At 48.9% G+C, this 24,074-nt stretch carries 21 protein-coding genes; 3 read left to right on the forward strand and 18 right to left on the reverse strand.

What is annotated here, in order from left to right; all coding sequences use genetic code 11:
- Nucleotides 1-81: 81 nt before the first annotated feature.
- Complete coding sequence (locus MKX74_RS14245) at nucleotides 82-1,299, forward strand: glucose-1-phosphate adenylyltransferase (protein ID WP_341178861.1); 1,218 nt, start codon at nucleotides 82-84, stop codon at nucleotides 1,297-1,299.
- 171 nt (nucleotides 1,300-1,470) lie between these two features.
- On the opposite strand, the gene MKX74_RS14250 is transcribed toward MKX74_RS14245, so the two are convergent.
- From MKX74_RS14250 to MKX74_RS14275, 6 genes are all read right to left on the reverse strand, one after another.
- A complete protein-coding gene (locus MKX74_RS14250; RefSeq protein WP_341178862.1) occupies nucleotides 1,471-2,568 on the reverse strand; it encodes a GNAT family N-acetyltransferase in 1,098 nt (365 codons plus the stop codon).
- Between the two features lie 110 nt (nucleotides 2,569-2,678).
- Nucleotides 2,679-4,175, reverse strand: a complete 1,497-nt coding sequence (locus MKX74_RS14255) for a sensor histidine kinase (RefSeq protein WP_341180581.1) — start codon at nucleotides 4,173-4,175, stop codon at nucleotides 2,679-2,681.
- Nucleotides 4,172-4,870, reverse strand: coding sequence for a response regulator transcription factor (locus tag MKX74_RS14260; RefSeq protein ID WP_018884320.1), 699 nt, complete (start codon nucleotides 4,868-4,870; stop codon nucleotides 4,172-4,174). The genes MKX74_RS14255 and MKX74_RS14260 overlap by 4 nt, the downstream gene beginning before the upstream one ends.
- Nucleotides 4,867-6,204 carry a hypothetical protein gene (locus tag MKX74_RS14265; protein ID WP_154658989.1) on the reverse strand — a complete coding sequence of 446 codons (1,338 nt, stop codon included), beginning with the start codon at nucleotides 6,202-6,204 and terminating at the stop codon, nucleotides 4,867-4,869. The genes MKX74_RS14260 and MKX74_RS14265 overlap by 4 nt, the downstream gene beginning before the upstream one ends.
- A gap of 14 nt (nucleotides 6,205-6,218) precedes the next feature.
- Nucleotides 6,219-6,944, reverse strand: a complete 726-nt coding sequence (locus tag MKX74_RS14270) for a phosphonate ABC transporter ATP-binding protein (protein ID WP_018884318.1) — start codon at nucleotides 6,942-6,944, stop codon at nucleotides 6,219-6,221.
- 150 nt (nucleotides 6,945-7,094) lie between these two features.
- Entirely contained in the window at nucleotides 7,095-8,282 is a 1,188-nt protein-coding gene (locus MKX74_RS14275) for an MFS transporter (protein ID WP_341178863.1), read from the reverse strand.
- 321 nt (nucleotides 8,283-8,603) lie between these two features.
- On the opposite strand from MKX74_RS14275, the gene MKX74_RS14280 reads away from it, so the two are divergent.
- Entirely contained in the window at nucleotides 8,604-9,524 is a 921-nt protein-coding gene (locus MKX74_RS14280; RefSeq protein WP_018884316.1) for a hypothetical protein, read from the forward strand.
- A 23-nt stretch (nucleotides 9,525-9,547) separates the two neighbouring features.
- Nucleotides 9,548-10,309: an HAD family hydrolase gene (locus MKX74_RS14285; RefSeq protein ID WP_341178864.1), complete on the forward strand. Its 762-nt coding sequence runs from the start codon at nucleotides 9,548-9,550 to the stop codon at nucleotides 10,307-10,309.
- 62 nt (nucleotides 10,310-10,371) lie between these two features.
- Here the strand turns inward: MKX74_RS14285 and MKX74_RS14290 are convergent, their stop codons facing one another.
- The 12 genes from MKX74_RS14290 to thyA form a co-directional block, all read right to left on the reverse strand.
- Nucleotides 10,372-12,672, reverse strand: coding sequence for a type IA DNA topoisomerase (locus MKX74_RS14290; RefSeq protein ID WP_341178865.1), 2,301 nt, complete (start codon nucleotides 12,670-12,672; stop codon nucleotides 10,372-10,374).
- A gap of 232 nt (nucleotides 12,673-12,904) precedes the next feature.
- The gene (locus tag MKX74_RS14295) at nucleotides 12,905-13,744 is read right to left on the reverse strand and encodes an ABC transporter permease (RefSeq protein ID WP_025677651.1); all 840 of its coding nucleotides are present in this window, start codon (nucleotides 13,742-13,744) and stop codon (nucleotides 12,905-12,907) included.
- Nucleotides 13,741-14,916: an extracellular solute-binding protein gene (locus tag MKX74_RS14300; protein ID WP_341178866.1), complete on the reverse strand. Its 1,176-nt coding sequence runs from the start codon at nucleotides 14,914-14,916 to the stop codon at nucleotides 13,741-13,743. The genes MKX74_RS14295 and MKX74_RS14300 overlap by 4 nt, the downstream gene beginning before the upstream one ends.
- A gap of 15 nt (nucleotides 14,917-14,931) precedes the next feature.
- Complete coding sequence (locus MKX74_RS14305) at nucleotides 14,932-15,975, reverse strand: ABC transporter ATP-binding protein (RefSeq protein WP_341178867.1); 1,044 nt, start codon at nucleotides 15,973-15,975, stop codon at nucleotides 14,932-14,934.
- 32 nt (nucleotides 15,976-16,007) lie between these two features.
- The gene (locus tag MKX74_RS14310; protein ID WP_341178868.1) at nucleotides 16,008-16,832 is read right to left on the reverse strand and encodes an ABC transporter permease; all 825 of its coding nucleotides are present in this window, start codon (nucleotides 16,830-16,832) and stop codon (nucleotides 16,008-16,010) included.
- Between the two features lie 30 nt (nucleotides 16,833-16,862).
- Nucleotides 16,863-17,879, reverse strand: coding sequence for a LacI family DNA-binding transcriptional regulator (locus tag MKX74_RS14315; protein ID WP_341178869.1), 1,017 nt, complete (start codon nucleotides 17,877-17,879; stop codon nucleotides 16,863-16,865).
- A gap of 7 nt (nucleotides 17,880-17,886) precedes the next feature.
- On the reverse strand, nucleotides 17,887-18,615 hold the full coding sequence (locus tag MKX74_RS14320) for a glycerophosphodiester phosphodiesterase (RefSeq protein ID WP_341178870.1): 729 nt from the start codon (nucleotides 18,613-18,615) through the stop codon (nucleotides 17,887-17,889).
- Nucleotides 18,616-18,629: 14 nt separating this feature from the next.
- Complete coding sequence (locus tag MKX74_RS14325; RefSeq protein WP_025677644.1) at nucleotides 18,630-19,631, reverse strand: CehA/McbA family metallohydrolase; 1,002 nt, start codon at nucleotides 19,629-19,631, stop codon at nucleotides 18,630-18,632.
- The gene (locus tag MKX74_RS14330) at nucleotides 19,628-20,101 is read right to left on the reverse strand and encodes a hypothetical protein (RefSeq protein ID WP_025677643.1); all 474 of its coding nucleotides are present in this window, start codon (nucleotides 20,099-20,101) and stop codon (nucleotides 19,628-19,630) included. The genes MKX74_RS14325 and MKX74_RS14330 overlap by 4 nt, the downstream gene beginning before the upstream one ends.
- Before the next feature lie 577 nt (nucleotides 20,102-20,678).
- Nucleotides 20,679-22,166 (reverse strand): glutamate synthase subunit beta, encoded by a 1,488-nt coding sequence (locus MKX74_RS14335; protein WP_028590803.1) that lies wholly within the window; start codon nucleotides 22,164-22,166, stop codon nucleotides 20,679-20,681.
- 449 nt (nucleotides 22,167-22,615) lie between these two features.
- Nucleotides 22,616-23,098: a dihydrofolate reductase gene (locus tag MKX74_RS14340; RefSeq protein ID WP_341178871.1), complete on the reverse strand. Its 483-nt coding sequence runs from the start codon at nucleotides 23,096-23,098 to the stop codon at nucleotides 22,616-22,618.
- Between the two features lie 65 nt (nucleotides 23,099-23,163).
- Nucleotides 23,164-23,958, reverse strand: coding sequence for a thymidylate synthase (gene thyA, locus MKX74_RS14345; RefSeq protein WP_341178872.1), 795 nt, complete (start codon nucleotides 23,956-23,958; stop codon nucleotides 23,164-23,166).
- Nucleotides 23,959-24,074 lie beyond the last annotated feature (116 nt).

Genomic DNA, 24,074 nt, shown 5'->3' on the forward strand with positions numbered 1-24,074 from the left:
GTAAAACATTATAAAGTTTCATGAATCCTAATTGCGTTTATGTATTGAACAACGACGACAATTATCGGGAGGGAAAACGAGATGAAGAATAAAGATTGTATTGCAATGCTTCTTGCTGGCGGTGAAGGGCGACGCCTTGCACCATTTACATCTACAATTGCTAAGCCGGCCGTCCCTTTCGGCGGTCATTACCGCATTATTGATTTTCCGCTCAGCAATTGTGCGAATTCGGAGATTGATACTGTCGGCGTATTGACTCAGTATGAGGCTGAATCATTACATCAGCACATCGGCCAAGGAGAGCCGTGGGGGCTGCACAATAATGGAACGACTGGCGTGAGCCTGCTGCCTTCCTATAACGTAGGACAAGAAGGCTACACGGGAACTGCAGATGCTATTTACAAAAATATAGCCTACATCGAGCAACATAATCCCGAGCACGTTCTAATTTTGTCTGGTGACCACATTTATCATATGAATTATCGAGATATGCTGAATTTCCATATTGAAAAAGGCGCTGCTGCTTCCATCTCAGTCATGGAGGTACCATGGAATGAAGCGAGCCGCTTCGGGATCTTGAGCGCTAATGAGCATCAGGAGGTTGTTGAATTTGCGGAGAAGCCAGAACAGCCTAACAGTAACTTGGCTTCGATGGGTATTTATATCTTTAGATGGAGTTATCTGAAGGAATATTTGCTGGCAGATGCTAATGACCAGAGCTCAAGTCATGACTTCGGTAAGGATATCATTCCAAAGATGCTTGCCGAGCAAGATCCCGTATATGTGTATGAATTCCAGGGCTATTGGAAGGATGTTGGTACAGTAAAAAGCCTTTGGGACTCGCATATGGATCTGCTGCAGCCGAACAGTGAAATCAACCTCATGCGTGAAGATTGGCCAATGTATACAAGAATTACACGGGTCAAGCCCGCTCTGCGGAAAAATACAGTTGCTGCTAATAGCTGCCTGATTCATGAAAGCTGCTATGTGGAAGGCACAGCTAATAATTCCATTGTATTCTGTGGAGCCGAGATCGGCAAGTCCTCTCGGGTCACAGATAGCATAATTATGCCTAACGCCCGCATCGGACGCAACGTTGTGATCGAGCATGCCATTATTGGTGAAGGAGCCATCGTAAAGGATGGCGCCGTCATTCGCGGCAATCTCCACGATATCGCTGTTGTAGGTCCCGGTGAGATGGTTCCAGGCAAGCCAGTATTGCGTCAGCCATCGAAGAGCCTGCTAAAAGAGGTCTACGAAAAAAATGGACGCCTCCGTGCAGAAGGCTTGTCCTCTTAAGTTGGCGGTAAGAGCGAATCTGTTTATCGCCAGAGTTGCCCGCTTGGAGCGACATTTTATTCACAGTTCGTCTAATCAAGGTATTTGATTATTAAGGATATAAGACAAGCATCCCCAAGACAGCTGTACTTGCAGCCATCTTGGGGATGCTTGTTTCGGTTACTACAATAATTAAGTTTGCCAATGGGCCGCACTCCTGGCCTGCCATTCGTTGCGCAATATGCCCATCTCATGAAGGGTCCAGAAGCGACCCCCAACTTTAGCCTGATCTCGCATAATTCCTTCACGTTGAAAGCCTGCCGCCGTGTATACATCAATTGCACGAAGGTTAAAATCATATACACCAAGCGTCATCCGGTGCAAATTCATTCCCTCGAAGCCGATGCGAAGCGCCTCACGAATGACCTGCTGCCCCCAGCCCTTTCCCCGGTCCTGCGGACTCGCAATCAGCACCTTACCGATCCGGGCGGACTCATGATGACGATCAATACTGAACAGGCCCACATGCCCCACCATGTTGCCAGCATGCATCACTTTAAAGAGCAGACGATCTGATTCGGCAGGCAGATTCGCCTGCTCCAGCTCAGCCAGCAGTTGCTCCTCGGTCAGCGGGAACGCCCAGGCCGCACCGGCCCACTGCACGTATTCCTCTTCCGTCTGGTGTCGTACCCATTCCAGTAGGACTGGAATGTCTTCCTTCTGTAAGAACGCCAATTGAATTCGTTCGTCGAGCTCTGATTCTGCCCTTGCATACGATTTTTGGTACAAAGAGGCGAACCGGGTTCCCATATCCGACACCCCCATCAACCGAAAGCCCTGCATCTGGTAAAAATGATTCAGCTTGCGATTATGGGCAACACAATCCAGCCTGAGTCCCTTTTTACCGCGTTGCTGGACAATTCGCTCTGCTGACTGCAGTAGTCTCGGACCTAGATTGAGTCCCCTGAGGCCACTATGCACGGTTAACCGGTGCAAATATCCATAATCCGGGTCATTTTTGTCTTTCCAGTAGGTTGGATCATCAAATTGTAAAGTGTACAAGCCTGCCGGAGCTTCGTTCAGGTATGCGATATAGATTTCCCGGCTCTCAAAGTAGTCATGAATCACTTCCTCAGTGAACATCTCCGGCTTCCACTGCTCGATCTGTCTGCTAACCATCCACTCTGCGGCATCTCTGAGTAATACCAAGATGTCTGGTAGCTGTGTTCGCTCTGCACGGTACAGCCTCAGTTCACCTTGCTCTATCTGGTATGCTTCTAGTAAGCTCATTTGGTCCACTGCTCCCCACTCCCCTACTCCTGCCGTGTCGAATGCTATAGTCGAATTTATTCAGAACCGACGAATCCACAATGAATGAGGAATACTGAGGAGTTTAGATGCTACTTGTCTTGCTTGCTCTCTTCCTCCAGCTCATAACCTGGCTGCTGCTCTATAGCTTGATCAAGTGAGGTAGCATCTGTACTGTCGCTCCTCCTCGCCTCCGGCTGCTCGGTCGATGCAGGCAAAATCACGGTAACTGTCGTTCCTTCACCCAATACACTGTTCAGTGTCATCTCACCGCCATGCCGTTCTACGAATTGTTGCGAAATCGCCAGGCCCAACCCAGTACCACCCCGTTGATGGTCCACTTGGAAGAACCGGTCCTTTACCTTCTCCAGATGCTCCATGCTGATGCCAATACCTGAATCCTGAACGGCCACTGTAATTCGGTCATTGGACTTGCTGATGAGAATAAAGATGTGGCTACTCTCATGAGAGAACTTGATGGCATTGTCTACAATGTTCAGGAACACCTGCTTGAGACGGTTACCATCCCCATGAACCAGGAATACCTGCTCCTCGTCCGCTTCCATCTTCAGCTTGATCTTCTTCATCTCAGCCTTGGCCCATACATTAAGCATAATCTCCTGCAGCAGCTCCCGAATATTGACCGTCCCCATGACCAGCTTCATTTCATTTTGCTGCAGCTTGGAGAAGTCGAGAATCTCCTCCACAAGGCCAATAAGTCGGTCCGTTTCCTTGGAAATGATCTGCATACCAATCTTGGTCTCTTCCGGGTCATATCCTCCGGAATTCAGCGTCTCACTCCAGCCTTTAATACTCGTAAGAGGCGTACGCAACTCATGCGAAATGGAGGAGATGAAATCGTCCTTTACCTGATTCGTATGCACAATTTCCTGAGCCATATAATTCAGGGTAGAAGCCAGCTCACCAAGCTCATAACGATAATCTCCCTTCACCCGAACATCGAATCTGCCCTTCGCCATCAGCGCGGAGACGGCAGTAATATTGTTAATAGGCCTTACAATCGAATTCGCCAAGCCCATACTGAAGATCAAGACAATCGCCAGTACTGCCCCCCCGATACTTACCGACATCAGGGTCATATTGAAGAGTCGCTCATTTACCTTCTCCAGCGAGGTAACATAGCGTAGAATGTACACATCATCCGCCCCTGTGCCTGACAGCCGCTTCGAGACGGCCATGACCTGTTGCCCTGTCTCTGGCTGCTTGCCAACCCAGCGGCCTGTATTCCCTGCGAGGGCTTGCGCTACGTCACTGGTCTGAATTTTTCGATCCGATTCGAAGCCAGATGAGTTCACACGCACATTTCCTTCCCCGTCCAGCACCTCCAACTGCGTGCTGTCGATGGAGAAATTGCTGATCATGTAGGAGTTCAACGTCTGATCTGTATTGTAATAGAGCTGGCTTGTGCGGCTAATAACATTGGCATGCAGCTCTATATGGTTAAAAATCGCATCATAGTAGTAGGTTCTGATCGCAAACATAAAAATGACTTCAGCCAATGTTAAAGTCAGAAAGACTACAAAAAAGTAGTGAAGTACAATCTGTCTGGCGATCCCCTTCTTGATCATTGCCCCTGACCTTTCCATTTATATCCATGTCCCCACACGGTCTGCAAGTACATCGGCTCGGAAGGATTGTTTTCCAGCTTCTGCCGCAAGCGGCGAATGTTCACATCCACAATCTTCGGATCTCCCATATACTCCTTTCCCCATACATGATCCAGCAGGACATCCCGACTTAGTGGAGTGTTCTCCTTTTCCAGAAAGAACTGAACAAGGGAGAACTCGGTAGGGGTAAGCTCAATGAGCTGACTCCCCTTCTTGAATTGCTTCGTAATCAGGTCCAGCGAGAATGGACCGGATTGGAAGGATACCTTCGCTGCACCTTCTCTATGCACATTCACACGTCGCAGCAAGGACTGAATCCGTGCGATCAGTTCAGTAGGGCTAAATGGCTTGCTGACATGATCATCGGCTCCTACGGACAGTGCATAGACCTTATCCTGCTCCTGCACCTTGGCTGTCAGGAAAATGATGCCGATTCGCTCATTCGTTTCTCTGATTCTTCTGCATACCTCGAAACCATCAATACCTGGCACCATCACATCCAGAAGGGCAATATCAATATCAGGCACCGAATTAAGGATGCTCAGCGCCTCATTCCCATCTGCTGATTCAAGCACCTCAAAGCCGTTACGCTTCAGATTAATAACGATAAAACTACGAATGGACTCTTCATCCTCCATAATCAATACTTTGCTCACTTCTGTCCTTCCTTTCCGATACTGTTATTTTTCATCAGGGTGCGAATATCCTTGCCTGTCTTGAATTTATCCGAACGCTTCAGCCCAATGACCTGCTCGCTTGTACGCACGAGCTCCTGCCATTCGGAACCGTTCTCCTCCCACGCCGTTAGAGAAAAGAACTTGATCTCTGCGAGCACTTCGCCCGTATCCTTCATAATGAAGGTAATATGCTTCTCCAGATCGGATTTGCGATCGATCGTTACCTGACCATGTAGCTCAGGCGGAATATTAATATAGTATCGGCTTTGCCAATCTCGATATTGCTGCATCTTGAAGGTGCTACCCTTCTTGCCATCCCACTGATAGAAGGATATGAGCTGTGGACGCTCGCCTGGGCTTGCATCCTCCCATCCTGCTGGCGTCTCCAGCTTGCCGAATTCCAGTATCCCATCCCGATCGACGTCCTCACTAAGAATGTAAGCATCCTTGAACGTCTGATCTTCAATGTCAGCCCTGATGAGCTGGCCATTCTCCATCGTAATGATATTGGAGACCGTCGAGCCTTGGCCAACAAAGGTGTCCAGAATAAGTCCTGTTTTGTTCTCGGCTACCTGTCCTGCCGATGCACGAAGTACATAGTTAGCCTGATTATCCAGATCTACCTTGCCCAGCTCCTTGAAGCCATCATTGTACTGATACGTAGTTACATTGTAATACTCATTCTTGAGCAAAGACACAATAGTGATGTCTGTCAATCCGTCACCATTCATGTCCAAGGGCTTGCGTTCCGCTGCCCGGCCGTCCGGCTGATCAACAGCGAAATACGTATAAGGCGTCTCCCATACCTTCTCTAGCGTACCTCCAGTATACGAGTAGACCACCAGGTATTTCATTGCGTCGTCTTCTCCGCGAGAGAAGCCGGCTACAATATCAATTGTACCATCGTTGGTAACGTCCACCAGCTTGAAGGATTCAAGTACCAGGCCTGCTCCATCAAAAGTCAGCTTCTTGACCCAAGTACCCCCTTGATTCTCGAGCAGCATCCCGCGAATGCGGACATTCTCATCCTCGGGTGTCTCATAGAACAATACGGCCTCCTTCGTACCGTCATTATTCAAATCCTCAATTCGGATCGAAGTCGTATCCGCTGGATCACGCGGACGAATGGGCTCTCGCCCCGCTAGTTGCTTGGTTACGACACCACTAAGCTTCTGAGCTTCCTCAGGTAGCAGCGGCTTGCGCATCAGGCTGATGGGATCACTGTCCGAAAAAATCCCACAGCCTCCAAGGAATGCAGCCATTAGCAGCAGAGTCCCGCTCACACCGATCCTTTTAATCCATCTGCCAATCATGCTCACACTTCCGTTCACAGCAAATTCTTCTCCGCATAGGTTAATCTCCGGTCATAGACGTCCAGCACCACTTCACCTTGCTGTAGCCCCCAAATTCGCGTAGCATATTTCTCAGCCAACTCGAGGGGAAGCACTGCAATAACCGTCAACTTCTGCTCCTTGCATAACTGCCGGAACGTATCCAGCACACGATCTGCGGAAGCTGGGTCCAGCCCATTTACGGGCTCATCCGCAAGAATGACCTTCGCACCATGCACCATGGCTCTGGCGATGGCGACGCGCTGCCGCTCGCCTCCACTCAGCTTTTCACACTTGTCATGAGCCTTATCCAGCAGACCCAAATGCTCCAGTGTATCCATAGCTCCCATGTAGTCGTCAGAGCGAATCATGCCGGTAATCATTCGCCAGAGAGGAGTCTGCCCGGCGCGTCCAATTAATACGTTCTTCAGTGCCGAACGATTCATCTGAACATAGGGATTCTGTTCCAGATACGCCCATTCACGCTTAATCGTCTGCTTACCTTGGAACCCCTCCTGCAGCATATCCTTTCCCTCTATAATCAGGCTTCCGCGATCCCACGTCTCCTTCATGGACAAACATCGCAGCAGCATGCTCTTTCCACTGCCGCTAGGACCTACCAATCCGACGAACTCTCCTGTATGAATATCCATATCAATGCCGCGTAGAACCGGTATTCGGTCAGCGCCGACATGCTTGGTCAATTGACGTATTCTGATCATCCGGAATCCCCTTTGCCCTCTATAAATTTTAATATGGCTGTATGTAATGCAATGAAAAGGAACACAGTATCTTTAGTTTATTGTAAACTCCCAATAATGACCATGCAAACTGAACTTTCCCACGGTCCTAATTGTTAACAGCAAGATATGCTACGAGGCTTCCACCTTACGTGAGCGAAAGCCAACACCTAGCAGACCAAACAGGATATAGAAGGCACCTAGCAGCAGGAATAGACTTCCAGGAACTGTATGATCCAGAAGCAGTCCTCCCAGATTAGGACCCGCTATGCTGCCAATACTGAAATGAAAGGATGCCACAACATTTGCGGCGGGAAGCAGAGACCTCGGCATGATGTCTGCTGCGTAAGCCAGTCCCAGCGAGAAGAAGGAGCCGACAAGTCCACCAGCGGCTGCCAGTAGAAGCATGCTCCAGACAAACTGAGTCCCCGACCACGGTACCAGCATGAACAAGACACCACCAGCTAGCGCCGAAATAATAAGCACCTTTTTTCGCCCCCAACGGTCACTCCAGATTCCCAGTGGGAGCTGCAGAAGAAGTCCCCCCAGGCCAAGAAAAGGCATTAGTGCGGAGATTTGACTTTCCGTATAACCAATACGCAGTCCATATAGTGGGAAGTTGCTGTTCATGCTCGCTTCCATATATCCGTAAAGAAAAGCCGGCAGCAAGGCGTACCATGCCCAGCTATAGCTTTTGCGATAACGTGCACGGTCAGGCTTCGCGGCTGTCTCATGGGTCTCAGGATGAGCGCTCGGCAGCCAGCAAAGAGCACATACAAGGACGATCAGGAGTAGAACCGCCATCAGGATGAATGGAACAGCCATTCCCCAATCGAGAAGCCTGATACCCAGCGGACCAAGGCTAAAACCTAACCCGTAGGACATGCCGTAAAATGAAATATTTCGGCCTCTTGTCTCCGGCGGAGCCATCATTAGCACCCACAGCTGGGTGGAATAGTGCAGTGCACTGTCACCAACACCAACTAGCAGACGAAGCACGAACCATAGCCTTACGTCCGGTATGAGCGGAAATACCAATACAGTCACCAGGACCAGTGCCAGTCCGCCAGCAATCAGCTTCTTAAACCCTAAAAAGCCAAGCGTTCGCTCGGCAATGACCGTCATGGCAAATGAGCCTATATAAAGCGCTGCAGCATTCAGCCCGTTCAATGATGGAGGAACCCCCATGCGATCGAGCAGGATCGATAGTACCGGAAGCAGCATGCCCTGGCTGAGTCCTGCTACCACGATGACAGCAATCAAGATGAAATACTGCAGCTTAAATGAAGTTGCAGGCGATGAATGACGAATTGACAACATAATTCCTCCAATTGTAGAACCGGATCACAAGTAACGAATAAGTTTCACATGACAGATAAAAATAAATCGCCATCTTCGATGACGATTCAGGTCATGACCATATGTGTCCTGTAGAGCCTACAGAGACAAAGCGTAAATACCATTGGTGCTTTTATACGAATTTGAACACACTAGTTCACATTATAGTGGACAACGTCCTGTAAAACAAGCCATAATGAATAATGTAATTCTTGCTGAAAATCGCATCTTCACCTTCATATAATGACCTTCCGGCCAAGCCGTCTAATGGCTGGAGATATAGGATAGGAGGCTTCGTGTTACATGAGTTATGAGGTGAGAATTGATGTATCCCCTGTATATGAGCTGCTAGGCAGCTTCATGGTATATGTGACCAAAAAATGGGTCCGGGATATGGACATGGGGTCCCAATGGATTGAAGAGGTTGATGGGCGACTGTCACCTGAAGTGCATTCTGCCTTGACTCGGGCCAAAGATTGGCCCTTTAACGATTACGATGTGCTGTATGCCTGGGCCATCTGCCGTCCTGCTGATACAGATGAAATCAAGGAATACCTCGATTATCTGGAGGATGGGCTTGATCAGGACATGTATAATCTGATTGTGCATCACGTTCCTTTCCTGACCCTGGAGGATTCCATACGAATTCGGAGGGATTATACCCCTCTCCTGCGTTCATGGTACCGTGACTACTTCCGCTCTCTGGAGCACAGTATGCGGATTCTGGCTGAAGAGGATGCTGCCGAGAAACGGATGCTGCTGACAAAAATGGAGCCAGAGGCTCTCGTCGAATATGCCACAGCTGGGCTCGTAGTCCCTCATCTGGATGCGCTTGATACTGTGGTGCTGTTTCCTATCGTGCACAATCGTCCTATCAATACGTACTGCTTTTACAGCCGCACGCTGCTCATTCAATATCCTGTTGATGTCCCTGAAGAAAGCGAGGACGATCCACCTACGACGCTGCTCCGTCTGACAAGGGCGGTGGCTGAGCCGCAGCGTCTACGCTTGCTCAGATATGTAGCGGAGGAGCCGAAGTCTCTTGCCGATATGCGTAAGGATCTGAAGAAGGATGATGATGAGCTCATGTCAGACCTGATGATACTGAGAGTTGCCGGTATGCTGCGCATACATATCGGCCGCTATCAAAAAGAGAAATTCAGCATTCGGCCGGAGGGCGCTGCGGACCTGCAAATGTTCCTGGAGACGTATATCCGACTGTAGACTGGTTAGGAGTGACGCATCAATTGACTGCCAAACAACAGATTATTTTCGATCTTGACGACACCTTGATATATTGTAACAAGTATTTTGACCTGATCCTGGATCAATTCGTTGACCAGATGCTGCAATGGTTCGGGGAGCACAGTCTTACCGAGGAGCAGATCCGCAGTAAGCAGATTGAGATTGACGTAGCCGGAGTAGCTCAGGTTGGATTTGCCAGCGAGCATTTCCCCCGCTCTCTAGTTGAGACCTACCGCTTTTATTGCAAGCAGTTTGGACGCATTCCAGGGTCCTTCGATGAAAATATGCTGCTGGAGCTGGGGAGAAACGTATACAGCCAAGAGGTCGAGCCCTACCCGGGCATGACCCAGACGCTAGAGTCTTTGCTGAAGAATGGCCATCAACTCAATCTATACACAGGTGGCGAGGTTGCCATTCAACAGAAGAAGATCGATCAGATGAAGCTAACCGATTATTTTGAGGATCGTATCTACATTCGCCAGCATAAGAATTTCTCCGCACTGGAACGTATTCTGGAGGAAAATGTATTCGATCGCAAAGTAACCTGGATGATCGGCAATTCTCTGCGTACGGACATCTCACCCGCCCTGGAGGCCGGAATTCACGCCATCTACCTGAAGCAAGCGAAGGAATGGGTGTATAACATGATTGAGCTAGAACAGAAGCCTTCCTCGGTAATGTACACTATTCAGAAGCTGACCGAGGTCCCTAGTGTCATCCATGACAGCATTCAAATTCACCAACACAAAAGAACCCTGGGCTAGGGTTCTTTTTGTGTGTTCCTTATTTTGTGTGTTCCTTATTAGCGTGCTCCTATACGGTAGCTCTACTCTTCCTTCCGCACACCAAGCTTGCCTGTAGAAGCATCCTCCAACAAAATTCGTCCTTTAACGGACTCCCCGCTACGGGTCTTGAAAGTAAGCTTCTGGGTCTGGCCTTTACTTAGCAATGATCCCAGCATCGTCTCAGATACGCTCTTACCTGCATATTCCTTCCAGATGACAAAGGAACACCCTTGCTTGAAATGAGTACATCCATAGCCTTTGCGCCCTTCAATGATTGCGCCCCCGCACCCAGGCCGTGGGCAGGTTCCCAGCAGCTTGCGGGTAGTCGGGTCCGCGCTCTTCTGTGCTTGTCCACCAGAGAACTCGCCAGTTGCACGTGACGAGACTGATCCAGCAGAGCTGCCTCTTCCGCCCACATTTCTCGTTGTTCTCGCACTTCCCTTCGCGTTCACCGTTCGGCCACCTTTGCGACCCCGCGAATCCTCGCCGAAGGCAGTTGCCGCAGCAGGCTTCTGCTGCCTTACTTTTTCGATGACAGAAATGGTGAATTTCTTGACATTGTCCATGAACTTCTCCTGCTGCGCCTCACCTCGCGAGATCTGATGAAGTCGCCGCTCCCATTGCCCGGTCATTTCCGGCGAAGCAAGGAGATCAACCCCGGCCCCACGGATGAGCTCAATCGCGGTCTTGCCTTTCTCGGTGATGAGGATGCGCTTTCCCTTCATGTCGATATATCCGACCTGCTTGAGACGTTCAATCGTGGCAGCACGCGTCGCTGGAGTTCCGAGTCCTGCATCCTTCATGACTTCACGCAGCTCCTCGTCCTCCATCTGCTTGCCAGCACTCTCCATGGCCTTCAGCAGAGTACCTTCGGTATAGCTCTTGGGTGGCTTGGTTGCCTTTTCCTTAGCCTCTGCCTCTGTACAAAGTACACCCTGCTCTGGCTTCAGATGGAACGGACCGTCGAGCAGCTCCTCCTCTTCCTTGTCCTCCGCGTCATCCTTCTTCCCCCGCTTGCTAGGCTTGCTGGAGCCTTGACCAGCTGCTTCCTGTAGCACCTTCCAGCCCAAGGAGATCAGCTCCTTCACACCTGTCTTGTAGCGATGCTCCTCCACCTTGGTGATGATGCTATGCACCCGATATTCAGCTGGCGGGTAGAAATGCGACAGGAAGCGACGAACGATAAGATCATAGATGTGCTCCTCTTCCTTGCTCAAGGTACCCGGCCTCTTCAGCGTGGGCAGTATCGCATGGTGATCCTCGACCCGGGCCGGATTACAGACCGCTTTATTGTTCTTATGCACCCGTTTACTATCGGCTTGGTCAGCCCATTTGGCATAGGAAGTCCCCTTGAGCATCTGTAGCGCCTTGTGCATTCCCTCAATGTTCTGCTCTGTTACATAATTGGAATTGGTCCGCGGATAGGAGATAATCTTGTGCTTCTCATATAAGGCCTGTGCCAGATCAAGCGTCTTCTTGGCAGAGTATCCATACTTCGCATTGGCTTCCCGCTGTAACAGGGTAAGATCATATAGCTTAAATGGGTATTCCTTAGTCTCCTTTACATCGTAGCTTTCGACGATGCCTGGCTTCCCCCGCGTCTGCGCGGCGATCGCCTCTGCCTTCTCGACTTCGGTCAAGCGATCTCCCTGCCACATTCCCTTATATATCGTATCCTCTTGCTTGAAATAGGCAATTACATCATAGAAGGTCTGCGATTGAAATGCTTCAATCTCCTTCTCCCGATCGTGAATAAGTGCCAGCACAGGCGTCTGCACCCGACCTACAGAGAGCAAGGCATTATGTCGTGTCGTAAACGCACGCGAGGCATTCATGCCGATTAGCCAATCTGCTTCACTACGTGCCCTGGCTGCCTGTGTCAAAAACTCGAAATCTGCGGCATCTTTAAGATTGGCGAAGCCCGCCGAGATACTCTGCGCCGTCAGATCGGAGATCCACAGTCTTTTTACAGGCTGCTTGAGTCTTAGCTGCTGCTGTATAAGCGCGAATATGTATTGCCCTTCTCTCCCGGCATCGCAGGCGTTAACGACATGGTTGCAGCGCCCCGCCAGCTCACCGATAATTTTCAATTGATCCTTCGTTCTCGGATTCGGCACAATTTGGAACCGCTCCGGTATGATTGGAAGATCCTGTATACTCCATTTCTTATATTTGGGATCATATGCATCTGGCTCCGCCAAGCCCAGGAGGTGTCCGATTGCCCATGTAATGATATATTGCTCCCCCTCCAGGTAGCTGCGGTTATTCTTGGCACGCGGTTCAATGACAGCCGCAATGGTTCGTCCCATGTCTGGCTTCTCCGCGATAACCAATGTCTTCATAGCTATTCATCCTTTCTGACCACCTTGCCCGTACGAGCCTGCAGCACACATTATAACACAGATTACGGATGTCGAATTTGCCGAGAGCTGAAAATGAATAGTGATAACCCGTCCATGTCTATCCCATGCACACAAGTAAAGGACCTCACATCCCACACTTGGTGGAATATGAGGCCCCTGGTCAATACCAGTCCCATACGAGACTATATGAAACTATATTTATTGCCCCATACTATATTTTGGCATTCTCTTCCTTGGCCATGGAATGAATATAAAAGGCCCCAAGTATCGAACACAGCATGAAGGAAAAGAATGCCATCGCGGCTGCCTGCTCCCGATCCTGGAAGACGCTGAATACCTGCTGCATGGACACACCCAGCATTTGCGGGGAATTGGCCCCGATCAGGAATGGTGCTGTAAACGATCCGATAACTCCCATGAACACAAAGGTTACAGCCACCAAAAACGTCTTATAGGTAAGCGGAAGAATAAAGCGGACAAACAGCTTGAGCCTTCCTGCCCCTACATCCTTCGCACTCTCAATCACAGAGGAAGGTATTCCAGCCAGCGCCGAGCTAAGCAACATGGTGGTGAACGGGATATTGAACCACAGATTAGCAATGATGATACCCTTCTCGTCAAAAATAATCCGTGGAAGCTCAACACCCGTTCCATCCAGAATACGAGCCAGCCAGCCATGATTGCCGAGCAAGTTGATCAAGCCATAGGTGGCTATGACCCCGGGAATAAACAATGGAATCATATACGTCTTGCGAATCAGATCAACGATCGGTCCGTTGTTGAATCGCATATACACGGCAAGCGCGTAGCTGATCAGCAGCACAAACACACAGGTAATCAGAGTAATACGCAAGGTGAACATGATATTGTTGCGCATCCCTTTATCCGTGAACAGCAGCTCATAGCGGCTCAGATCATACCCACCTTCACCGTTCCCCAGACTCATGATCAACGTCTGCACAATCGGAATAATAACTACGAATAACAGAATACCGAAGGATGGAAGGACCATTCCCAATCCGGTAATCGCTTGCCTCAGTTCCTTACTCATTGGGCTGCAACTTCATTTTGCCAACGTTTGTTGATCTCTGTGCTCAGATCGCCAATGTTAAAGGTACGGAAGCCCTCAGCAACGCCAGTGAATTTATCTTGCGTCTCCTGTGGCATCTTGTCCAGCTCAATTCCCGGGAAGCCGTTCATTTTGTCTACTACAACAGCTTGAGCCTCAGGTGATAGAACGAAGTCCAGGAACTGGTTGATCGCTTCCTTCTTGTCGGATTCCTTGTTCACCATCAGATAAGTAGGTCCACCGTTGAAGCCAGGCGTGATTTGCTGCATCTTGACGGTATCCGGTAATAGCCCTTCATTCAGCTGTTGCAGTACCATATCTGACCACGCCGGAATGATGGATACTTCACTGTTCATCAGCAAATCAAGTGTTCCTTGGTTCTTTTTCGGATAGATGCCGTCACCGTACACATATTGACCCAAGTCCTTCAGCGTAGCAAAGCCGGAATCCCATTTTTGCATCACAGCAGGATCGGAATTATGAATATCTTCCTCTGGCAGATCCTTATAGATCACAGTCTGTACAAAGGAACTGCCCGAGCCACCAGTAGACGGGTCATTATATGCAAATTGTCCAGGGTTAGCCTTGATCCACGTTAACAGCTCATCCAATGTAGTTGGGGGATTTGTGATCTTGGTGCTATCATAGGCCAGCACTACCGCAGAGGAGCGATAAGGAATCGCGTAGCTGTCAACATCCTGCATCGTTTGTTCCTTTACATTAGCCAGATTCGGAATAGCATCCTTGGACAATTGCTCCCATACGCCATCCTTCGTGCCTTGGTTTACAAAGTTAATGCCATCCTCATACAGATCAATGTCACCGGAGCCTTTGCCAGCCTGCTTGGCAGCCAAAATGCGATCATAGGTTGGCTCTGCTCCCGTACCTGAGGGGATATATACCATATTAACGTCAACTTCCTTATTCTGCTCCTCGAACATAGGAACCAGCGTATCCCACAGATCCTTAACATTTTGCGAGCCTGTGAAGTAGAAGTTGAAGGAAGTCTTCTCACCGGAAGCCCCTGACGATGTTGCTGGGCCGGTACCTGTAGCTGAATTCGAAGTAGCGGCACCACCACCGCAACCAGCCAGCACAACGGCAGATAGCATAACTGAAGAGAACATTGTCAACCACGTTTTTTTAGTAAGCATATTTATCATCCTCCGTTATTGGTTTACCTTTGCCGGATATCCAGTCAATCTCGCAATGGAGATTCCAACTTGTTTCCCAATCGCTAAATCCTTGGTAGCTTCCTTCGTCTGAAAGGCACGCAGCTGTCCCAGTCCCTCGGATAGATCTACTGTCACCTCTGCATAATGACCCAAAATCATAATCTGCTTGATCACACCAGAAAATTGATTCCCTTTCTCTGTTACTTCGCAAAAATCTACATCCTCTGGGCGTATTGCCGCCATAATCTGACCGCTTAATCCCTGTGCATTAGGAAATGCTACTGCTCCCACCCGGATGTTGTGCTCATCCGCCACCCCCTCCAAAAAGTTCATTTTACCAATGAAGCTCGCTACATATAATGTAGCTGGCTCATCATATATGGTCTGTGGACTGGCAATCTGCTCGATGTGTCCGCTATTCATAACCACGATGCGGTCGGACAGGGACAAGGCTTCCTCCTGATCATGCGTGACGAATATCATGGTAAGTCCTGTCTGCATCTGAATCTCGCGGAGCTCCTCACGCATCTCATAGCGTAGCTTCGCATCAAGCGCGGAGAAAGGCTCGTCCAGTAGAAGGACTGCCGGCTTGAGCAAGAGTGATCTGGCAAGCGCGACACGCTGCTGTTGTCCACCGGACAATTGAGACGGGTATTTCTTCTCGAAGCCTGGAAGACGCACGAGCTTGAGCGCATCTGTGACAGCATTCCGAATGTCAGCCTTCGGCATTTTGCGAATCTTGAGACCAAAGGCCAGATTGTCATAGACCGTCATATGCGACCATAGATTATAGCTTTGGAATACCATGGAAGTCGGGCGCCGCTCAGGTGGAAGCTGAATGACACTTTGACCTTCAATCAGGATATCCCCTGAATCTGGCTCCAAAAAGCCACCAATGCTGCGTAGCACTGTCGTTTTGCCGCATCCTGACGGTCCGAGCAAGGTGACTAGCTCTCCTTTTTCAACCTCCAGATTGATGCCGCTAACCCCATCACCCGTCTTGTACCTCTTCGTCAGCTCACGTACTGCTAATTGCATGCTCTTGCCCCTTTCTATCCTGAACAGTACCGTTACTTCGTCTGAAATCCGCTTGCCAGCACATCGGCACTAACAAGGCGCTGCGCGGCCAATAGAAGAATAATCGTCGGCAGGGTCAGAATTATAGAGAATACCGCTCCTGCACTGCTTGGAAAATCAGAGATAATGGAGTACATAATAACTGGCATCGTCTTGTAATCAGGAATCCCGACCAGGAATGTTCCCTGCGCTTCATCCAGCGAGTTGAGAAATGTGAATACAGAAGCGACCATAATACCAGGCATCGCCATCGGTAGCGTAATGCTACGAAATACTCTGAATGGACTGGCTCCCACATCCCTTGCCGACTCTTCCTGTGCCGCATGCACATTGCGGAAGGCAGCTGTCGGAATCCACGTCATGAACATCAACACATTGATCATATGGATCAGCACCACACCAAGCAGCGTGTTCATTAGTCCAACTTGATAGAAGAGTACAGCGATCGAGATGTATAGCCCCATTTTCGGAAAGGCTTGTGTCAGCAAAAACGAGAATAGAAAGATGCGCTTCAGCGGGAACTGTAGTCTCGCAAAGGCATAGGCAGCCGGAATGCACAGCACGATGGACAGCACCGTGACGAGCGCAGCAATCAGAAAGGAGAGCGAGATCGACGATACGATATCATCCTTCGCGAGCACAAAGTTCCACCATTTAAACCCCCACTCCTGGGGTAGTGCGTTCGGATAGGTCCATTTTTCACTGAACGCCAGCACAAGCAGATTCAATAACGGCCCTGCAAAAAAGATGGCAAACACGGTCAGCAGCATAAATTCGATAATCCTTCGCCAGCCGACAGCTTTCCAGTACCACATCATGTGCTTTCACACTCCTTTACCTTCGTGGATTTATGTAGACTGTCTGATCTTGATTTCACTTGGATACTCAAGCAATGTCGGCACGTTCGTATCCCCACAAATCAGCCTGTCCAGGATATCAACAGCATCTCGCCCAATGCCTGTGGCATTGACACTTACCGTTGTCAGTGACGGAGAATACATGGCTCCATACTCAATGTTGTCATAGCCCATGACGGCCACATCCTCTGGCACGCGTACGCCACACTCCAGCAATACCTTCATCGCACCGAGCGCCAACATGTCATTAGTTGTAAATAATGCCGTATACCCACCTTGCCTAATGTCCTCAACATGCTTGGTCATAAGCTTGCTACCCCATTCAAAATGAGATTCAGGCGATTCTGTCACAAAAATCTCCCCAGCCTGAATGCCTAGCTGCCCAAGTCGTCTGCAGAACCCTTCCAGACGGAGCGAATGGCTGCGATGAGCACCCGGACCTGCGATAATAAAGAACTTTCGGTGTCCCCGTCCATACAGATAGGCTGCCGCACGCTCTCCCCCCTCCTCGTCATTGCTGACCAGATGGATGACGTCAGGATCATCCGTAGAGCCATTAACCATGAGGTAGGGAATATTGAATTTCTTCACGTAGTCAATCACATTCTTGCGCAATCGACTCACCAGAATCAGGCCATCCACACGCTGTTCCAGCATATAATCCATTGAGCGAAGGGACATTTCCTTATCCGTCTTCAAAAAGATGGAGTAGCCTCGATCCTCAGCGGCCATCAAGATCTCGTCAATAATCTTGCCGTAGAGCGGATGGGACACAATCGGCAACGTCTCGCGGAATACAATGACACCGATGTTGTATGTCCGTTTGGTAACCATCGCCCGGGCGACCGCATTAGGCTTGTATCGCAGCTGCTCTGCTACGCTGAGTACCCTCTCTCTCACTTCAGGGCTGGCGTAGCCTTTTCCTGATATGACTCTTGAAGCTGTGGATTTGGACACCCCTGCCAGCTGAGCTAGCTCCTTCAGGCTATAATTCACTTTATCCTTCAACCGTCTCTCACCTCTGCATCGTCCATTCCGCCTTGACCTTCATGAGTTCCGCCACATTGCGGGTCGTAATGGATGCCACCCCCATATCCGCCATGCGCTTCATGTCATCCTCTTCAGCAACCGTCCAGACATACACAGCGAGTTGACTGGACTCCGCTACATGAATCATCTCTGAAGCAACTAGCTGATAAGGGACATTCAGTCCGAAGCAGCCCGCTGCTACAGCATCCTCGCAGGCTTTAACTATGGCATCCACATAAGGTAAGGACTGAAAACTGGCAATATCGACATTAAGCAGCTTGCGAATATGCCGGCCATGTCTGTCCGCCTCCAGAGCTACAGCGGATTCACAGCCGCTCAGAAACACCTGCTCGATCAGCTCACTCTTCTCGATCAGCCTAAACACACGCTCCAGACTACCCGCTGTCTTGATATCCAGATTCATCGTAATTCCTGAGCTTCTAATGATCGGCAATATATCCGTCAACTTGGTTAACGTCTCTGCTAGTCCATCATTTAACTGCTGAAGCGTCATCCCAGCGATGCTACCTACACGTCCATCTGACAGTAGCACTTCATCATCATGAGCCAGCACGAGCTCACCATCGCTGGTTACACGTATATCATCCTCGTACACATCCGCTCCCTGCTCTAAAGCTGCTCTAAGCGATGCCAACGAATGCTCAGGCATGCCCATACATCCCGTGTGGGCTGTGACCAGAGGAAAAGGCTTCATTTTATTCCCACTCCTTATTCAAAATAAATGGCATTTGTAAAGGCAATCAGAGTATTGGCCCCTTGCACTGTGCCCCACAGCTCTGCTCTCAGCCACTGCCTTCCGTTACTGTTGAGCGCAGCCTGGTAATGCTCAGACCCGGATAAATCTCTCAATGAAATGTCCCGTTCATTCTCAATTCCGAGATTGGAACATAATACGAGACGGCAAGTCTGATCTTGAAGTCTCCATAAGCCTGATCTGACAGTGAAGTCCAGACCTATATGGGCTACAGCGGTCTCTTCCATTGAATATCTGCGAACTACAGAACCGATGCCTACCTTGTCGCCCCTCACTTCAAGCTCCAGCGTCAGCAACGGACCTATCGTAACGGATGCACGTCCTACGCTGAGTGCCTGCACCAAATCAGCCTCTGTAGGCTCTATGTCAGCTGGAATTCCTAGATACGTCACTGAGATCGGCTCCTCGGTTGTTATTTGTTCATGCCAGTCCCTTCCGGATGTCGCAGCGATTCGGTAGCCTGCATTCAGCTTGTCTGTCCACAGAGAGTACGCCCGTTGATTACTGATCTTGATGGATGCGAACGTACCAGACCACACCTCAATGTAATTCACCTTGGACCAATCCTGTATCTCATATTCCCAGTAGCATCCAGTACATGCGGGACTTCCGATCCGATAGGGATGAGCCAGACCCGCAATTCCCCCATGCCGCTGCACTTCCTGAATGCCGGAGCTAATCTGGGTTCTATCCGTCTTACGCCAGTCAGCAAAATCATTCAGACCCAGCGTAACCATATGTCCATAAAATGTCGTCCATTCCATCCCTGGGATGATCAGCAGACCATGCTCTTGTGCTACTTTCCCCCGCTCACCAAGGCCAGACATCGTATTGTGATCTGTCAATGCAATTGCATCAAATCCCAGTTGTGCAGCTCCTGCTGCCAGCTCGGACAAGGTCTGCTTCCCGTCGCTATGCAGGGTATGAGTATGCAATTCGCAGCCTAGCCATCTCATGAGCCCTCCTCCTCTGCTTCAGCTGTCCAAATTTGCAGCCGGTAGCTGCATGATTCCGTAACAATGCAATGCAGGCTAAGCGTAACTGACCAAGAGCCCGCTCTGAGCGGCCCGGTCATCAGCCCTGGAGACGCCTTGCTTGCGGACAAGGATAAGTTCTGTATCTCATCATGGCGATGACAAGCTCCTCGGTACCCCTGCTCATCATCAATTGACAAAGTAATGAGATTCTTCAGTGGGAGATATTGATCCACATGTGTAATGGCTTGCTGCCGCTGAGTTGGCAACAAATATTCTTCAAAGCTCTTCTCCAGTAAACGTATGGAGTGCTCTCTATCATCCAATGTCTTCGGTGCATATTCGAACCGGATTCTCAGCTCTTCCGTCGCTTGGGTCAGTACAAAAGGAATCCGAATATGTGTCCTAGAGTCCTCAGGAGTGCAATTGCTTTGTAGATCCAGCAGCTTCATGATGACGTTCCTTTCTACTATGTAGTGTGAGACCGATCCCACAGTGGGAACGGTACCACATGCACTTATGTTATAAAGCAACAGTTAGCCCGATATCATTAGCATGTAAATCTTCTGTAAATGAAAATAGATTTGAAAATTCACGCAAAAAAAGAATCAATCTCCTTGGTCATAAAGGGGAGAATGACTCTAAATATGCTGTAATGTAGTCTTATAAGGCTTCTATGTACGACGCTGTATGCTGGGATTGTATTTGCAAGCAAAATTTAATTAAACAATAATTAATGTTATATAAAATATCATAGAGGGTGATAAATAAAGAATTTATGTTATAAAAAAGAATTTAATAGATAATTTCATGCTCATTACTCGCCATTATATGTTATGATACCTATCAATACAACATTATAAACATTCGATAAAAAAGTTTGAGTTATATTTAATGACATTATGTTTTGTGTAAACGCCGCGCTCTATTAAAAAACAAAAAAACTCTGCCGAATACAATGATTCGACAGAGTTAACACGTTTAGCCTAATGTGACGGCTCTATACTTACATCTATATCTATCCTGTACTTATACCAGAACAGTTGCGCCCATCAAATATTTGTCCACCTCACGGGCAGCCTCGCGGCCTTCATTAATTGCCCATACAACGAGACTTTGACCGCGACGCATATCCCCAGCTGCAAATACCTTCTCAACATTGGTTACATATTTGCCATAACGAGCTTTTACATTGGAACGACGGTCTGTCTCCAGCCCCAATTCATCCACAATCGTTGACTCTGGACCATCGAAGCCAATCGCAATCAGCGCTAGCTGTGCAGGGAATACACGCTCCGTGCCCGGAATCGGTTGGTAGATCTTGCGTCCGGATTCATCTACGATCCGCTGGATCTGAACCGTGTGCAATTCCTTCAGATTACCTTGCTCGTCCCCTACAAATTTCGTCGTCATGATGGAGAACTCACGCGGGTCTTCGCCAAAGATAGCCTTCGCTTCCTCTTGTGCATAATCCAGTTGATAGACATTCGGGAATTGTGGCCATGGATTGGCGATCGGATCGCGCTCCAATGGTGCCTTATTATGTGTACCGAATTGTGTCACGCTGCGGCAGCCCAACCGGAGTGAAGTAGCAACACAGTCAGAGCCCGTATCCCCCCCACCGATGACAATAACATCCTTGCCTTCTGCCGGGATATATTGGCCATCCTCCAGATTGGAATCAAGGTAGCTCTTAATGGAGCTGTTCAGGTAATCCATTGCGTAATGGACGCCGTTCAGCTCACTTCCTTCAATGTTGAACTGACGTGGCTTAGTCGCACCTCCACACATTACAACAGCATCATACTCGTCCACCAACTGCTGAGCCGGAATATCCTTTCCGATCTCTGTGTTGGTCACGAATTGTATTCCCTCTGCTGCAAGCAGATCCACACGGCGCTGTACCACTTTCTTCTCCAGCTTCATGCTTGGAATACCGTACATTAACAGTCCGCCGATACGATCAGAACGTTCGTATACTGTAACCAGATGACCAGCCTTATTCAACTGTGCAGCAGCAGCCAGACCAGCAGGTCCAGAGCCTACGACGGCTACACGCTTGCCCGTACGCTTCTCAGGAGGATTAGGTGTCACCCATCCCTCTTCAAAGCCCTTTTCGATAATAGCCTCTTCAATCGTCTTAATCGTGACAGGCTGCCCAATCAGACCTACAGTACAGGAACCTTCACATGGAGCAGGACAGACACGTCCAGTAAACTCAGGAAAATTGTTCGTTTTGTGCAGGCGATCCAGTGCATCCCTCCACAATCCACGGTATACAAGATTATTCCATTCCGGGATCAAGTTATGCACCGGACATCCGAAGGTACTGCCGGCCATGTCCATTCCGGTATGACAATAAGGGGTTCCACAATCCATACATCGTGCACCCTGTGTACGCAATTCCTCTTCAGACAAGTGTTTATGGAATTCTTCCCAGTCTTTGATCCGCTCTACAGGATTGCGATCAGCTGGAAGCTGTCTTTTATATTCCATAAATCCAGTTGGTGTAGACATCTTACCTTCCCCCATCTCTTCGCTTCTGTGCCATTTCACGAACATTTTGGTAATGATACAGTGATTCATCCCAGTACTTCCGAACGATAAAATGGTATTCCTCGTTGATTTCAAATTTGATTTATTGTATCACATCAGCGTACAGAAGTGTTAAAATGTTGTGCAACATTTTTCGTTTTAGCGAAACTATTTTTGAATCAAGTCAATAAATAATTCATATTGGACTTTTAAGAGCAGCTATTCCGCCCAAGCTGTCTCCTTTGTTCACGTCAGGGGAAGGCTTATAATAATCGACTCACAACAAGCAATCAACTCGCCTAATCATACTTTCTTCAGTATTAATTTATGGGACTATAGACTCTAAGCCCAGAATCTGATGCTAATCCAGAATCTGCTGCTAATTAGGTATATTTAGAATTAATCTGTGTACATCTCTCTTGGTAGAGAGCTTATCGTACATACGTAATAAACTCATAGTCATAAGGATTCTTCTCATCCTTGATGCCTGGAGTGGTGTCTGCTATGCGCCATGAACTCCAATCGAGCTCAGGGAAATAGGAGTCTCCCTCAAACTCTTCATGAATCCGGGTAACCAGCAATTTATCCGCATGGGGCCAGAAGAGCTTATAGATCTCCCCCCCACCTATGATCATGATTTCCTCTTGCTTCGCCATATCCAAGACTTCCTCGGTGGAATGCACAAGTTCAGCATCGCTGACCTTGAGCTCCTGATCCCGGGTCATAACGATATTTCTACGCTGGGGAAGGCTTTTCTGGTTAAATGAATCCCAGGTTTTGCGCCCCAATACGACTGTCTTGCCGAGCGTCTGTCTTCTGAAAAAAGCCATATCGTGTGGTATACGCCATGGCAGACGGTTCTGCTTGCCGATCAGGTGATTGCTATCCATCGCCCAAATCATCGTAATGCTCATAAAATCCCTCCTCAAAGCTGTATTGACACAGCTGCTTAGTTTAAAAAAAGCAGTCCCATGTTTACTTACACTGCAACAGGTGCTTTGATGCCTGGATGGTGCTGATAATTCTCAAACTCAAAATCCTCGTAGACATAATCAAAGATGGAGTCCGGCTTACGCTTAATCACTAGGTTCGGCAATGGATATGGCTCACGCTGTAGTTGCGTCTGTACCTGCTCCATATGATTGGAGTAGATATGTACGTCACCACCGGACCATACGAACTCTCCAACCTCCAGATCACACTGCTGAGCAACCATATGCGTGAGCAAGGCATAGCTGGCAATATTGAACGGAAGACCTAGGAACGTGTCTACAGAGCGCATCGTGAGCATACAGGACAGCTTACCCTGAGCCACGTAAAATTGAAATACAAAGTGGCATGGCGGCAGCTTCATCTCATCAATGACGGCCACATTCCAGGCGCTTACAATATGTCTGCGCGAATCCGGGTTGTTCCGAATGGAATCAATTACATTCGCAATCTGATCAATATGACGACCATCAGGCGTCTCCCATGCGCGCCACTGCGAGCCATATACCGGTCCCAGATTCCCTTCTTTATCAGCCCATTCGTCCCAGATCGTCACACCGTGCTCCTTCAGGTAGGATGTATTGGTGTCCCCCTTCAAGAACCACAATAGCTCATGAATGACGGATTTGAGATGTATTCTTTTAGTCGTAACGAGCGGAAATCCTTTAGACAGGTCAAAACGCAGCTGGCGTCCGAAGACGGAACGTGTGCCCGTCCCCGTACGGTCACCTTTGTCGACTCCGTTCTCCAAAATATCTCGTAACAGTTCCTGATAGTTCTTCATAGCTTCTCCTCATTTCCATGCTAGTACATAACTCATTAGTTTAGTGTAACATGTCTGATGGACACCCACCAACAGTTTGCTGGAGATGTCAGCAGACAGTACAAAAGCAGTGGACT

This window comes from Paenibacillus sp. FSL K6-1230, assembly GCF_038002385.1.
Lineage (GTDB): Bacteria > Bacillota > Bacilli > Paenibacillales > Paenibacillaceae > Paenibacillus > Paenibacillus massiliensis.